Origin of the sequence: Streptomyces sp. NPDC086766 (assembly GCF_044746005.1) — a bacterium.
GTDB lineage: Bacteria > Actinomycetota > Actinomycetes > Streptomycetales > Streptomycetaceae > Streptomyces.
The window spans coordinates 72,485-85,311 of record NZ_JBIVBI010000016.1; the positions used below are offsets into that span (position 1 = coordinate 72,485).

A 12,827-nucleotide genomic window follows, 5' to 3' on the forward strand; every position below is an offset into this window, starting at 1 on the left:
GCGGAGGCGGGAGGGTCGACGGCCGTCCGGGCGCTGGGCCGCGTGGGTGAGCGCGCGGAGGCGGTGCGGCCGGCGTCCGTGCGGGTCAGCCGCGTACGCCCCTGAGGGCCATGCTCACGGCTGCCTCCGCGATGGCCGCCGGATCCTCCGCCGCGCCCAGTTCGATCCGGCGCACGGCCGCGTCGACGACTCCCTGGAGCAGCATCGCCGCCAGCCGCGGCCGGGCGTGCCCCAGCTCCGCCAGGGCCTCGACGATCATGGCGATCAGCCCGCCGTGCGCGGCCCGGATCTTCTCCCGGGCCCCCGCGTCGAGCTCGCTCGCCGAGATCGCCACGACGGCCCGGTGCCGCCGGTCCCCGACCAGCTCCAGCTGCTTGCGGACGTACGCCTCGACCTTGGCCTCCGGGCCGGCCGCTCGCTCCATCGCCGCCGAGACCTCCGCCGCCCACAGCGGGAAGTCGACCGCGCACAGCTCCTCGACCACGGCGGCCCGGGACCGGAAGTACTCGTACACCGACGAGCGTGCCAGCCCCGTCCGCTCGGCCAGGGCCGGGAAGGTCAGCGCCTCCGTCCCGCCCTCGGACAGCAGGGCCCGCGCCGCGTCCAGCAGGGCGGCTCGCTGCATCGACCGGTGCTCGGCCACGGAGGCCGCTCGAATCCTTGGCACTCGACCACTGTACGGACGCGCCCCGCACGGCGGGAGCGCCTTGCGGCAGACCCGCCCGGGGCCCCGCTCCGTTCAGCCTGACGGACGGGCGGGCGACGCCCGGCGGCATGACAGCGGGACGGGCGGACGGCGGGAGAGCCGGGGCGGGCCGGCCGGCCGGGACGCCTCGGGCGGCAGGTGGTACCGGCACCGCCGGTGGACGGAGTGGGGCGGCCAGTGGTGATCAGCGGCCGAAGCTCGCCAGTTTGGCGCGCAGCTGGAGCACCGACTTGGTGTGGATCTGGCTGACCCGGCTCTCGGTCACCCCGAGCACGTTGCCGATCTCGGCGAGCGTGAGGCCCTCGTAGTAGTACAGCGTGACGACGGTCTTCTCGCGCTCCGGCAGGGTGTTGATCGCCCGCGCCAGGAACCGCCGCAGCTCGCGGTCCTCGGCGACCTCCACCGGGTTGTCGGCGGCGGTGTCCTCCAGCGTGTCCATGAAGCTCAGCCCGTCCTCGCCGCCGACGTGCAGCAGCTCCTCCAGGGCCACCACGTTGGCCAGCGACAACTGGCTGAACACGGCGTGGAGTTCCTCCACCGCGATCCCCATCTCGGCGGCCACCTCCACCTCCGTCGGCGTGCGCCGCAGCCGCGCCTCCAGGGTCGCGTAGGCGCGCTCCACGTTGCGCGCCTTCTGCCGGACCGACCGCGGGATCCAGTCCAGCGCCCGCAGCTCGTCGATCATCGCGCCGCGGATCCGCGTGATCGCGTAGGTCTCGAACTTGATCTCGCGGTCGACGTCGAACTTCTCGATCGCGTCGATCAGCCCGAAGACCCCGGAGGACACGAAGTCCGCCTGCTCCACATTGGGCGGCAGCCCCACGCTGACCCGCCCCGCCACGTACTTCACCAGCGGCGAGTAGTGCAGGATGAGCTGCTCCCGCAACCGGTCGTCCCCCGTCGCCTTGTACGACCGCCACAGCTCGTCGAGCGTCGAGGGAGCGGGCGGCCGCACGCTGCCACCGTCACGGGCGGCTGGGGGGATCGCCGCCCGGTCGGACCCGGAGGTGTGCTGGGGCATTCGTCGCCTTGTGCCGTTCTGCCGTGGAGTGCGGGGGCCTGGGTGCGGGTGCCGGTCTGGTGCCGGGATCGGGTTTCTGTGCCGTAATCCTCGTGAGCGTAGCGTGACTGGGGTGTCGCGGTGCGCGAACGGCGGGGCGCGAGGCGTGCGCAGATTCGTTCCGAGGGGTGCCCCGCGCCCGTCACGTCCGTCACCGTCGGTCACCGACCCCACTCTCAACTGCGGTGATTCCGCCCGCCGTCGGCATTCCCCCGGACGGCCGAACACGCTCGGTCAGCACTCGCTCCGCCCGGCGCGAACGGAGATCATCGCCTGGCGTGTCAACTTCCAGCCGTCGCCCTGCCGTTCGACATACCCAAGTGATCGGAGTTCGTACAGTCTCGCGATCGCGTCGTCCGGGGTGGTCCGGGCGCCGCGGGCGATCTCGGCCGCGGTGGCCGCACCGCGGCCGGGCAGCGCGGCCAGGACCTGCCGGGCGTCCGGTTCCAGCAGGTCACGGGGCAGCACGGGGCCGCGCCGGTCCGGTGCCAGCTCGCCCATGTCGCCGACCAGCTCGATCACCTCCGCGGCGTCGCCGACCAGTCCCGCGCCGTCGCGCAGCAGCTCGTGCACCCCGGCGGAGAGGACGCTGGTGGCCGGCCCGGGGACGCCCATGGTGTGACGCCCCAGCCGCCGCGCCGCCCGCGCCGTGACCAGCGAACCGCTGCGGTAGGCCGCCTCGACGACCACGGTGCCGCGGGTGAGCGCGGCGATGACCCGGTTGCGGACCACGAACCGGCTCGGCGTCGGATGCTCGCCAGGCGGCAACTCCCCCACCACCAGACCCTGTTGTGCGATGCGGGTGATCAGCCCGGTGTGCCCGCGCGGGTAGGGCCGGTCGACACCGCAGGCCAGCACGGCGACGGTGGCGCCACCCGCGCCGAGCGCGCCGCGATGGGCCGCGCCGTCGACGCCGTAGGCCCCGCCGGAGACCACGACCCAGCCGCGCTCGGCGAGACCGGCGGCGAGGGTGGCGGCCATGTGGGCCCCGTACTGCGTGCAGGCCCGGGCGCCGACCACCGCGACCGAGCGCAGCGCCCATATCCGCAGGCTGGGCCGGCCGCGCACCCACAGCCCCGTGGGGCGCGCGTCCCCCAGGTCGTCGAGCTGGGCGGGCCACTCGGTGTCGCCGGGGCGCACGAACCGCACACCGGCGCTCCGCGCGAGAGCCAGGTCCCGCTCGGGCGCGGCGCGGACGGCCCGGGCGCGCAGTCCCGCCCAGCGCTTGTCCGACACGCCGGCCAGGCGTGGGCCGTCCTCCCGCAGCCGGCGCGCCACCTCCACCGCCCCCAGTTCGCGCACCCACCGCCCGCCCGTCTCGTCCCCGGGTTCGAGGACCCGGCCGAGGAAGACCCGGGCGAGCAGTTCGGCGTCGGGGCCGTCCCCGGCGCTCACGTCAGCGCTCCGATCGCCATCGGGACGCCCCGCGGCACTCCGGTGCGCAGGTGCAGGGCCAGGGCGACGTCGGTCGCGTCGGGCCGGTCGTGGCCGACGAGGTCCGCCACGGTCCAGGCGACCCGCAGGACGCGATCCAGACCGCGGGCGGTCAGGACGCCGCGCTCCAGGTTCCGCTCGGCCTCGTCCAGCGCGCCGGGCGCCGCGTGCCAGCGGTTGCGCAGCTCCCGTCCGGGCAGCTCGCCGTTGGTGCGCCAGGGCGTGCCCGTGAGCCGTGTCGCCGCGCGTTCCCGGGCGGTCCGCACCCGGTCGGCGACCGTCGCCGTGGACTCCCCGGCGGCGCCGCGCCGGCCGAGTTCGGCCCGGGTGACCGGGTCGACCTCGACCCGGAGGTCGACCCGGTCGAGCAGCGGTCCGGAGATCCGGGCCTGGTAGCGGCGGATCGCCGAGGGCGGGCACTCGCACAGGGAGTCGCGCAGCGAGAAGCGGCCGCACGGGCACGGGTTGGCCGTGAGCACCATCAGGAACCGGGCCGGGAACCGCACGACCCCGGCGCTGCGGGCGATCACGACATGGCCCGCCTCCAGGGGCTGGCGCAGGGCGTCGAGCGCCCGGCCGCTGAACTCCGGGGCCTCGTCCAGGAACAGCACGCCCCGGTGGGCGAGCGACACGGCGCCGGGCCGGGCCACGCCGGGGCCGCCGCCGACCAGGGCCTGCATCGTGGCCGAGTGGTGCGGGGCGCAGTAGGGGGCCGTGTCGATCAGCGGTTTGCCGGGTGGCAGCAGCCCGGCCACCGAGTGCACCGCCGTGACCTCCAGCGACTCCTCGCGGCCGAGCGGCGGCAGGACGGCGGGCATCCGCTCCGCGAGCATGGTCTTGCCCGCGCCCGGCGGCCCCTCCAGGAACAGGTGGTGTCCGCCCGCCGCGGCGACCTCCACCGCCGTACGCGCCGAGGTCTGGCCGACGACGTCGGCGAGGTCGTGCCCGTGGTCCTGCTGCTCGGCGCCCACGCTGTGAATGCCGGTGGCCGCGCCGGTGCCCGGCACGCGCAGGCCGGCCAGCAGCGGGTCCGGGCGCCCCTGCTCCTCCGGCTCCTCCTCGGGGACGGGCTCGTCGGTCAGCACGGCGATCAGTTGCCGCAGGCTGCGGACGCCGAGCACGGAGATGCCGGGGACGAGCGAGGCCTCGGCGGCGGCGCACTCGGGCACGACCACCTGCTCGTAGCCCGCGTCCGCCGCGGCCAGCACCGCGGGCAGGATGCCCCGCACCGGGCGGACCCGCCCGTCCAGACCCAGCTCTCCGATCATCACGATGTCGGCGAGGACCCGTGGGTCGATCCGCTCCGCGGCACCGAGCACCGCGCAGGCGACGGCCATGTCGAAGCCGCTGCCCGCCTTCGGCACCGAGGCCGGGCTCAGCCCGACCGTGAGCTTCTTCTGCGGCCACTCGGCACCGGAGTTCACGACCGCCGCCCGCACCCGGTCGCGGCTCTCCGTCAGGCTCTTGTCCGGGAGGCCGACCAGGGTGAAGGCCGCGACGCCCGGTTCGAGGTCGGCCTGGACCTCGACCACCACGCCCTCGACGCCGACGAGGGCCACCGCACACGTTCGGGCGAATCCCATCAAGACACCCCCCGCGCGTGCTCGACCACGGGGGCGCCGCGCCGGGGCAGCACGATGCCGACCAGGTCGATGCGGACGCCTCCGGGAGGGGCTCCTCCGTGCGTCTGGATCCAGCGCTCGGCCAGGCTCCGCAGCCGCTCGGCCTTCTGCGGCGTGATCGCGGCCATCGGCCGGCCGAAGGGCCCCGCCCTGCGCGTCTTCACCTCGCAGACGACCAGGGCGTCGCCGTCCCGGGCGACGATGTCGATCTCACCGGTCCGGCCGCAGCGCCAGTTGCGCGCCAGGACCGTCATTCCGCTGCCGGCCAGCCGTCGTGCGGCCAGCTGTTCCCCGTACCTGCCGAGCGCACCGCGTGCGTTCATGTCGGCACCACCTCCGGCGCCCACGGTCACGCATCCGACCCGAAGAAGTGGATCTTGGTGGGCTACCCGGCGGTTGTGGACAACTTCGTCACTCACACGAGTGAGCGAGGCGAGATACGGAGGCCGGCGATCAGCCGCTCGGCAGCTCCAGGTCGCTCTTGTTCAACTCCTCGATGTTCACATCCTTGAACGTGAGGACGCGCACCTGCTTCACGAAACGGGCGGGCCGGTACATGTCCCACACCCAGGCGTCCGCCATGGACACCTCGAAGAACACCTCACCCTGGACCGAGTGGACCTGCATCTCGTAGTCGTTGGTGAGGTAGAAACGCCGCTCGGTCTCGATCACGTATTTGAACAGACCGACGACATCGCGGTACTCCCGGTAGAGCTTCAGCTCCATCTCGGTCTCGTACTTTTCGAGGTCCTCGGCGCTCATGGCATGTTCCCCTTCAGCCGTGCGGTCCCCCCATTGTGCGCCAGTCCCGCGGAGCCCTAGACGATTTCCGTGTCGAGGGTTACGGGCCCGGCCGGAGGACCTTCGTCGAGCAGTGCGCGCAGCAGCTCGGCGAGTCTGGTCGGATACACCGTCTCATGCGCCCGGGTCAGTTCCCGGCACGTCCACCAGCGCGCTCCGGAGACACTGCGCCGCTCCAGCTCGGTGAGGGCCACCGCTCCGGTCGCCGTCTGGGTCGTACGGGCCAGGTAGTACCACTCGTCCTGGTCCCAGCGTCGGCCCGCGAAGGGAAACGAGCACGTCCGGCGCCACAGCACCGGGCCGAGCTCGACCTCGGTGATGCCCGTCTCCTCCGCGAGTTCCCGGAGAGCGGCCTCCTCGCGCGTCTCGTCGCCCTCCAGACCGCCGCCGGGGGTGAACCACCAGTCGTCGGCCGGATCGTCCGGCTCGTGCCCGTGCAGCAGGAGGATGCGGTCCTCGGGGTCGAGCAGGACCACCCGGGCCACCCTCCGCAGCCCGCCGCCGCCCCCAGCCTGGTCCGCACCGGCCCGCGCGGCCGGGTCCGCCCCCGCGTCCGGTGCCAGACCGGCGCCGGCGACCGGGGCCTGGTCCGCACCGGCGTCCGAGGCCGGGCCGACCCCGCCCTCCGACGCCGAAGCCGGATCCGCCCCGCCCTCCGACGCCGAGGCCGTGTCCGCCGCCTCAGCGGGCACCGGCGGGCTCCGTCCGGGCACGAGCCCGCGAGCCGCCCAGCAGCTTGGCGATCGGGCCGTAGGCGCCGCCGAGGAGAACGAGGGCGGCCCCGGCGACGATGAGGAGGACCATCGTGCGCAGCGGGCCCGGCCGGGACAGCGTGCCGAGGGCCTGGAAGCCCGAGGGACGCTCCAGCATGCCGTTCATGGGCCAGACGACGGCGTCGACCCGGGCGGTCACGGCGTCGCGGGAGACGGTGCCCTTCGCGGCGTCGGTGAGGTGGGCGGTGGAGTCCAGGGAGCCCTCCCGCTCGTCGCCGAGGAGGAACAGGCGACCCGCGGGCACCTTCACGGTCGGGAAGTTCGCGGCCTCGGCGACTCCGCCCTTCAGGTAGGGCTCGTCGATCCGCTTGCCGTTGACGGTCAGCTTGCCCTGCTTGCAGCAGGAGACCGTGTCGCCGCCGACGGCGACCACGCGCTTGACCACGGGGGCGTTGGTCACCCAGGACTTGTCGGTGAAGACGACGACGTCGCCGCGGCGCACCTCACCGCCGTCGACGCGCTGGGCGAGCACCCGGTCGCCGATGTTGATGGTCGGCGTCATGGAGCTGGTGGGCACGGTGTACGGGCGGTAGACGACCGCCGCCCACGCGAATCCGGCGAGGAACAGCACCAGTCCCAGTGCCACCGCCACTCCTGACAGCCGCTGTCCGGTCCTGCCGCCCGCCGGGCCCGTGCCGGTGCCTGTGCCGCCGCTGCGCGGGGCCGTACGCGTCGTGCTCTCGCCACCCATGGACCCGCACCCTACCGGGCGGTACCGGAACCGGGCAGCCCCTCTTCCGGTACCCGGGCCACAAGCTCCACAAGGGTTTCACGGGAACGGGCCGCCGAAGCGGAAGCCCGGGAAGCGGGCATCCGAACGCCGGCGGCGCCGATGCCCCCGGGCCCTGCCCGGCGGTCCGGGGCCGGTCGGCTCAGCGGTTCCCCGTCGCCGTCACGGTCCCGGCCTTCCAGGACTCCGCCGCGCCGCTCCGCCTGCGCCGCCAGACGACCACCGGAAGCACCGCGGTGAGCGCCACGCCCTGCGGGGCCACCGTCAGCGCGCCGGCCGCCGAGGGCTGCTGCAGTCCCTGCTGGTCGAAGGTGTCCGGAACCGGCAGGGTGTCCCAGCGGTTGATCGGCCAGGCCTTCACGATGGCGCGGCCGACGACCTCGTTCACCGGGACCATGCCGTGGTGCCTGTCGTTCTGGTTGTAGCGCGAGTCGCGCGAGTTCTGCCGGTGGTCGCCCATGACCCAGATGTAGCCCTGGGGCACCGTGACCTTGAACTGGCCGCCCTGGTCGTCCTGGCTGCACGGGGTGTTGCCCGCGTACACGTAGGCCTGCTCGTCGAGCGCCTTGCCGTTGACCTTGAGCGGGCCGGTGCCCTCGCACTCGACGGTGTCGCCACCGACGCCGATGACGCGCTTGATGAGGTCCTTCTCCTCCGCGGACGGCATCAGGCCGATCCAGCTGAGGAAGGTCTGCAGCGCGTTGGGGCTGCTGGTCGGCTCGCCGGCGAGCCAGTCGTCCGGGTCGTGGAAGACGACGACCTCGCCGCGCTTCGGCTCGGAGCCGAACCACGGGGTCAGCTTGTCGACCAGGACGCGGTCGCCGCGCTGCAGGGTGTTCTGCATCGAGTCCGAGGGGATGGAGAACGCCTGTACGAGGAAGGTCTTGATCAGCAGCGCCAGCACCAGCGCGATACCGATCAGAATGGGCAGCTCCTTCCAGAAGGAGCGCGGCTTGTTCCGCTGCCGGGACCCGCCGTCGGCGCCCTGTTCATCGCTCTGGTTCTGCTCCGTCACCGTGCCGTCCTCGGGTGTTCCGGACTCACTCCCGGAGGTCACGGCGTTGTTCGCGGCGGACACCGCCGCTTCCACGGGACGTCCGCGGTGCTCCTCGCCGTCGTGTCCGGACCGTGCGCCAACCGCCACATCCCCCACGCCATCTCCTAACTCCGTGCCGCCGCCCGCACCGTGCCCGGTGCAGGCCCACCACTCCCATAACGAGCGGGAGTTCCGCAGGGGTCGGGAGCTGAACCGATCCGTTCGGATGGTCGGGATCAACCCTATGCGACAGCCGGGCGGCGGTGGTCGACCCGGCCGTCGCGTCGGACACCGAGGCGAAGGTCGGAGGTTCCTTCAGCGTGGTCCAGTGGCCCACCGGCCAGCCGATGAACATGGCCCGGCCGACCACGGAACTCTCGGCCACCGTGCCGCCGTAAGGGGTGTCCTGGTGGGCACGGGAGTCGGCGGAGTTGCCCCGGTGGTCGCCCATCACCCACAGCCGGCCCGGGGGGACGGTGATGTCGAACCGCGCGTCGGACGGGGCGTTGCCCGGATAGAGGTAGCCCCCCTCGTTCAGGGGAACGCCGTTGACGGTGACGCGTCCCTGGGCGTCACAGCACTTGACGTGGTCACCGCCGACGCCGACGACCCGTTTGATGAGGTCCTTCTCGTTGTCGGACGGCAGCAGACCGATGAAGGTGAGACCCTCCTTGACCTGCTTGACGACGACGGGGTCGTTCTTCGGCGGGGTCTGCTCGCCCGCCAGCCAGCCGCCCGGGTCGTGGAAGACCACGACGTCACCGCGCTGGGGCTTGGAGCCGAACCAGGGGGTCAGCTTGTCGACCAGGACGCGGTCGCCGATGCGGATCGTCTGCTCCATGGAGCCGGACGGGATCACGAAGGCCTGGACGAGGAAGGTCTTCAGCACCAGCGCGATGAGAACGGCGACGCCGACCAGAAGCGGTATCTCCCGCACGGCGGAGCGCCTGCGCTTCCGCTTGACCTTGCGCTGGAGCTTGCGGCGCTCGGCGCGGCTGCGGCCGCCGCCCGCCGGGGCGCCGGCGCGCCGGGCCCCGGTGGGCAGGAGGTTCTCGGCGGCGTCGACGGAGACGCCGCGTGGTTTGCCGCGGTTACCCATACGCACCGTCCGCGGTCGTCGGCCCCGCGACCGCGGTGGCGTGCGGCCGCGCGGGGGCGGGTCGGTCCGCCGCGGCGACCGGCACGCGCACGTCCGCCGCGGCGGCGGGCACGCGCGCGTAGGCGCCCGGACGGTGCAGGCGGGTCCAGTGGCCGGACGGCCAGACGATGGCCTCGGCCCGGCCGATCACCGCATCGACGGGGATCATGCCTCCGCCGGGTGAGCCGAGGTGGTCGCGGGAGTCGCGGGAGTCGCTGCGGTGGTCGCCGAGGACGAACAGGGTGCCGTCGGGCACGACGACGTCGAAGGGCACCGTGGAGGGACTGTCGCCGGGGTGGAGGAATGTCGACTCGTCGACCGACCGGCCGTTCACCCGGATCCTCCCGTCCTTGTCACAGCAGACCACGTGGTCTCCCCCTACGCCCACGACGCGTTTGATGTAGTCGGCGTCCCCGAAGTACCCGGTGCCGTCGAACACGACGACATCGCCCCGCCGCGGCCCGGCACCGAAACGGTACGCCAACTTATTTACGAGAACGCGGTCCCCGATCCTCAATCCCTGCTCCATGGATCCGCTCGGAATCTGGAACGGTTGCGCCACGAACGTGTTGAGGAGCAGCAAAGAGGCCAGACAGACGAACACGGTCAGGGTGATCCGCCCGCCCGGCAGCCAGTCCGCGACGCGTGAGACCAACGAAAAACGCGACCGGTCCTCCAGCCCCTCGGTGTCCGGGGTCTTGCCGGATCCAGAGGGGCGGGAGGAGCGGTCGCGCTCCGTCGACTGTGCTTCGGTGTCCATCGGGGCCAGATGCTATCCGGCCCCGCCGCGGACTCCGGAAGGCGCTCAGCTGTCGCGCTTCTCCTTGATCTTCGCGGCCTTGCCGCGCAGCTCACGGAGGTAGTACAGCTTGGCGCGACGCACGTCACCGCGGGTGACGAGCTCGATCTTCTCCACGATCGGGGTGTGCACCGGGAAGGTGCGCTCGACGCCGACAGAGAAGGAGACCTTGCGGACCGTGAAGGTCTCGCGGACGCCGGCCCCCTGGCGGCGGATCACCACACCCTTGAACTGCTGGACACGGGAGCGGTTGCCCTCGATGACGCGCACGTGCACGTTGACGGTGTCGCCCGGACGGAACGCGGGGACGTCCTCGCGCAGCGACGCGGCGTCGACGGAGTCGAGCAGGTGAGACATTTCGTCTGCTTTCTTCGCTGATGCCACAGGTCATCAACGGGAACTAGGTGTTCGGGATGAGCGCTGTGCCCGTCGGGGCGGGCGTCGTGTCCCCCTGTGGCAGGGGCGCACGCCGGACGGCGCACAACAGCGGCCTATTCTTCCACGCCCCCGGTCCTGCGCCAAAATCGGCCGTACCGCTCCCCTTCCGGGTCCGGTTCCCAGCCCAGGATGGACAGCATCTCCCGGTCCTTCTTGTCGAAGGCCCCGGGGGCGCAGTGCTCGATGAGGTCGGGCCGGTTCGCGGTCGTCCGCTTCAGGGCCTCGTCGCGGCGCCAGCGGGCGATCTTCCCGTGGTGGCCGCTGAGCAGCACGTCGGGGATGTCCCGGCCGCGCCACTTCGGCGGCTTGGTGTGGACGGGGCCCTCCAGGAGGCCGGCCATGGCGCCCGGGGCGAAGGAGTCGTCCCGGTGGGACTCGGCGTTGCCGAGGACGCCGGGCAGCAGCCGGGCGACGGCCTCCGTGATGACCAGCACGGCGGCCTCGCCGCCGGCGAGGACGTAGTCGCCGATGGACACCTCGTACACCGGCATCCGGGTCGCGTACTCGTCCATCACCCGCCGGTCGATGCCCTCGTAGCGGGCCGGCGTGAAGATCAGCCAGGGGCGCTCGGAGAGCTCCACGGCGAGTTTCTGGGTGAAGGGACGGCCGCTGGGCGTCGGGACGATCAGGGCCGGCTCCCGGGCACCGGTCTCGTAGCCGTCGGCGAGGACCGTGTCCAGGGCGTCGCCCCAGGGCTCGGTCTTCATGACCATGCCCGGGCCGCCGCCGTAGGGGGTGTCGTCGACCGTGTGGTGCCGGTCGTACGTCCAGGTCCGCAGGTCGTGCACCCGCACGTCCAGCTGCCCGCGCGCGCGGGCCTTGCCCACCAGGGAGACGTTCAGCGGTTCGAGGTACTCGGGGAAGATCGTGACGACGTCGAGCCGCATCAGGACTCGTCCTCGTCCCGGGAGGACACGATCTCCGCCCTGTCGTCGATCAGGCCGGGCGGCGGGGCGACGACCGCCCGCTGCTCCTCCAGGTCGATCTCGGTGACGATCTCCTGCACGAACGGGATCATCACCTCGCTGCCGTCGGGCCGCTCGACGATGAAGAGGTCCTGCGAGGGCAGGTGGGAGATCTCCGTGATCCGTCCGACCTCCGTGCCGTCCTCGGTGACCACGTCCAGGTCGATCAGCTGGTGGTCGTAGTACTCGTCCTCCTCCTCGGGCGTCTCGGCCGGGTCCACCTCGGCGATCAGGAGGGTGTTGCGCAGCGCCTCGGCGGCGTTGCGGTCGCGTACGCCCTCGAAGCGCAGGAGGAGGCGGCCGCTGTGGACACGGCCGGTTTCGATGGTGAGCGGTCCGGCCGAGGCCGGGTCGGTGGCCAGGACGGCGCCGGGCCCGAGCCTGAGCTCCGGCTCGTCGGTACGCACCTCCACGGTGACCTCGCCCTTGATGCCGTGGGCGCGGCCGACGCGAGCGACTACCAGCTGCACTTCTACAGGTCTCCGTTCATACGACTGCGGGCCGGGGACGGCCCAGTGGCCCTCCCCGGCCCGAGCCGGTTGCGATAAGCGTCAGCGGACGTCGTCCACGTCGACGAGGTCGACCCGGACGCCGCGGCCGCCGATGGCGCCCACGACGGTGCGCAGGGCGCGTGCGGTGCGACCGTTGCGGCCGATCACCTTGCCGAGGTCGTCGGGGTGGACCCGGACCTCGAGCACGCGTCCGCGACGCAGGTTGCGCGAGGCGACCTGCACATCGTCAGGGTTGTCGACGATGCCCTTCACGAGGTGCTCAAGCGCCTCTTCGAGCATGTTGCTCAGGCCTCGGTGGACTCGGAGGACTCGGCGGCGGCCTCGTCCTTCTTCTCGGCCTTCTTCTTCTGGGTGATCGCCTCACCCTTGCCCTCGTCCTCGCCGCCGAGAGCCTCGAACGACGGACGCGTGGCCTTCTCCTGCGGCTGCAGCAGCGGGGCCGGGGCGGGCTCGCCCTTGAACTTCTGCCAGTCGCCGGTCTTCTTCAGGATGGCGAGCACGGGCTCGGTCGGCTGGGCGCCGACGGAGAGCCAGTACGCAACGCGCTCGGCGTTGACCTCGATGCGCGAGGGGTTCTGCACCGGGTGGTACAGACCGATCTCCTCGATGGCCCGGCCGTCACGGCGGGTGCGGGAGTCGGCGACGACGATGCGGTAGTGAGGCGAACGGATCTTGCCCAGACGCTTCAGCTTGATCTTGACTGCCACGGGAGTGGGTTCTCCTGGTTTTGACGTGGTGGGGCACTGCGGAAATGCCGCGTGGGGCTGCGGTACCCGAGTGGCCCGACGGACGCGTCAGCCGGAGGAGAGAGGG

The 12,827-nt window shown here is 72.6% G+C and carries 16 protein-coding genes; all 16 read right to left on the reverse strand.

All coding sequences use genetic code 11. The features are described from left to right. Positions 1–85: 85 nt before the first annotated feature. Complete coding sequence (locus tag ACIPM1_RS26430) at positions 86–643, reverse strand: TetR family transcriptional regulator (RefSeq protein WP_356191750.1); 558 nt, start codon at positions 641–643, stop codon at positions 86–88. A 247-nt stretch (positions 644–890) separates the two neighbouring features. Beyond that, positions 891–1,727, reverse strand: coding sequence for an RNA polymerase sigma factor WhiG (gene whiG, locus ACIPM1_RS26435; protein WP_402438807.1), 837 nt, complete (start codon positions 1,725–1,727; stop codon positions 891–893). Positions 1,728–2,000: 273 nt separating this feature from the next. Then, positions 2,001–3,161, reverse strand: coding sequence for a DNA-processing protein DprA (gene dprA / locus ACIPM1_RS26440; protein WP_402438809.1), 1,161 nt, complete (start codon positions 3,159–3,161; stop codon positions 2,001–2,003). Beyond that, the gene (locus ACIPM1_RS26445; RefSeq protein WP_402438811.1) at positions 3,158–4,783 is read right to left on the reverse strand and encodes a YifB family Mg chelatase-like AAA ATPase; all 1,626 of its coding nucleotides are present in this window, start codon (positions 4,781–4,783) and stop codon (positions 3,158–3,160) included. Before ACIPM1_RS26445 ends, dprA begins: the two co-directional genes overlap by 4 nt. Beyond that, the gene (locus tag ACIPM1_RS26450) at positions 4,783–5,175 is read right to left on the reverse strand and encodes a YraN family protein (RefSeq protein WP_356191726.1); all 393 of its coding nucleotides are present in this window, start codon (positions 5,173–5,175) and stop codon (positions 4,783–4,785) included. Before ACIPM1_RS26450 ends, ACIPM1_RS26445 begins: the two co-directional genes overlap by 1 nt. Before the next feature lie 100 nt (positions 5,176–5,275). Further along, on the reverse strand, positions 5,276–5,584 hold the full coding sequence (locus ACIPM1_RS26455; RefSeq protein ID WP_003993268.1) for a DUF2469 domain-containing protein: 309 nt from the start codon (positions 5,582–5,584) through the stop codon (positions 5,276–5,278). A 56-nt stretch (positions 5,585–5,640) separates the two neighbouring features. Further along, a complete protein-coding gene (locus ACIPM1_RS26460) occupies positions 5,641–6,117 on the reverse strand; it encodes an NUDIX hydrolase (protein WP_402438896.1) in 477 nt (158 codons plus the stop codon). 187 nt (positions 6,118–6,304) lie between these two features. Next, positions 6,305–7,087 carry a signal peptidase I gene (lepB, locus tag ACIPM1_RS26465; RefSeq protein ID WP_402438813.1) on the reverse strand — a complete coding sequence of 261 codons (783 nt, stop codon included), beginning with the start codon at positions 7,085–7,087 and terminating at the stop codon, positions 6,305–6,307. 181 nt (positions 7,088–7,268) lie between these two features. After that, on the reverse strand, positions 7,269–8,279 hold the full coding sequence (gene lepB, locus ACIPM1_RS26470) for a signal peptidase I (protein WP_402438815.1): 1,011 nt from the start codon (positions 8,277–8,279) through the stop codon (positions 7,269–7,271). Further along, complete coding sequence (gene lepB / locus ACIPM1_RS26475) at positions 8,167–9,261, reverse strand: signal peptidase I (protein WP_356191719.1); 1,095 nt, start codon at positions 9,259–9,261, stop codon at positions 8,167–8,169. The genes lepB (ACIPM1_RS26470) and lepB (ACIPM1_RS26475) overlap by 113 nt, the downstream gene beginning before the upstream one ends. After that, positions 9,254–10,060, reverse strand: a complete 807-nt coding sequence (gene lepB, locus ACIPM1_RS26480) for a signal peptidase I (protein WP_402438817.1) — start codon at positions 10,058–10,060, stop codon at positions 9,254–9,256. The genes lepB (ACIPM1_RS26475) and lepB (ACIPM1_RS26480) overlap by 8 nt, the downstream gene beginning before the upstream one ends. Before the next feature lie 45 nt (positions 10,061–10,105). After that, entirely contained in the window at positions 10,106–10,456 is a 351-nt protein-coding gene (rplS, locus tag ACIPM1_RS26485; RefSeq protein WP_356191714.1) for a 50S ribosomal protein L19, read from the reverse strand. A gap of 134 nt (positions 10,457–10,590) precedes the next feature. After that, the gene (gene trmD / locus ACIPM1_RS26490) at positions 10,591–11,424 is read right to left on the reverse strand and encodes a tRNA (guanosine(37)-N1)-methyltransferase TrmD (protein WP_402438819.1); all 834 of its coding nucleotides are present in this window, start codon (positions 11,422–11,424) and stop codon (positions 10,591–10,593) included. Continuing rightward, a complete protein-coding gene (rimM, locus tag ACIPM1_RS26495) occupies positions 11,424–11,972 on the reverse strand; it encodes a ribosome maturation factor RimM (protein WP_356191708.1) in 549 nt (182 codons plus the stop codon). The genes trmD and rimM overlap by 1 nt, the downstream gene beginning before the upstream one ends. An 81-nt stretch (positions 11,973–12,053) precedes the next feature. Next, the gene (locus tag ACIPM1_RS26500; protein WP_030612780.1) at positions 12,054–12,293 is read right to left on the reverse strand and encodes an RNA-binding protein; all 240 of its coding nucleotides are present in this window, start codon (positions 12,291–12,293) and stop codon (positions 12,054–12,056) included. Positions 12,294–12,298: 5 nt separating this feature from the next. Then, positions 12,299–12,721 carry a 30S ribosomal protein S16 gene (rpsP, locus tag ACIPM1_RS26505; RefSeq protein WP_356191704.1) on the reverse strand — a complete coding sequence of 141 codons (423 nt, stop codon included), beginning with the start codon at positions 12,719–12,721 and terminating at the stop codon, positions 12,299–12,301. Positions 12,722–12,827 lie beyond the last annotated feature (106 nt).

What these genes read in the sequence shown, in the direction of transcription:
- whiG (WP_402438807.1), bottom strand. Translation starts at nt 1,727, where the DNA reads ATGCCCCAGCACACCTCCGGGTCCGACCGGGCGGCGATCCCCCCAGCC.
- ACIPM1_RS26445 (WP_402438811.1), bottom strand. Translation starts at nt 4,783, where the DNA reads ATGGGATTCGCCCGAACGTGTGCGGTGGCCCTCGTCGGCGTCGAGGGC.
- ACIPM1_RS26455 (WP_003993268.1), bottom strand. Translation starts at nt 5,584, where the DNA reads ATGAGCGCCGAGGACCTCGAAAAGTACGAGACCGAGATGGAGCTGAAG.
- lepB (WP_402438813.1), bottom strand. Translation starts at nt 7,087, where the DNA reads ATGGGTGGCGAGAGCACGACGCGTACGGCCCCGCGCAGCGGCGGCACA.
- lepB (WP_356191719.1), bottom strand. Translation starts at nt 9,261, where the DNA reads ATGGGTAACCGCGGCAAACCACGCGGCGTCTCCGTCGACGCCGCCGAG.
- lepB (WP_402438817.1), bottom strand. Translation starts at nt 10,060, where the DNA reads ATGGACACCGAAGCACAGTCGACGGAGCGCGACCGCTCCTCCCGCCCC.
- rplS (WP_356191714.1), bottom strand. Translation starts at nt 10,456, where the DNA reads ATGTCTCACCTGCTCGACTCCGTCGACGCCGCGTCGCTGCGCGAGGAC.
- trmD (WP_402438819.1), bottom strand. Translation starts at nt 11,424, where the DNA reads ATGCGGCTCGACGTCGTCACGATCTTCCCCGAGTACCTCGAACCGCTG.
- ACIPM1_RS26500 (WP_030612780.1), bottom strand. Translation starts at nt 12,293, where the DNA reads ATGCTCGAAGAGGCGCTTGAGCACCTCGTGAAGGGCATCGTCGACAAC.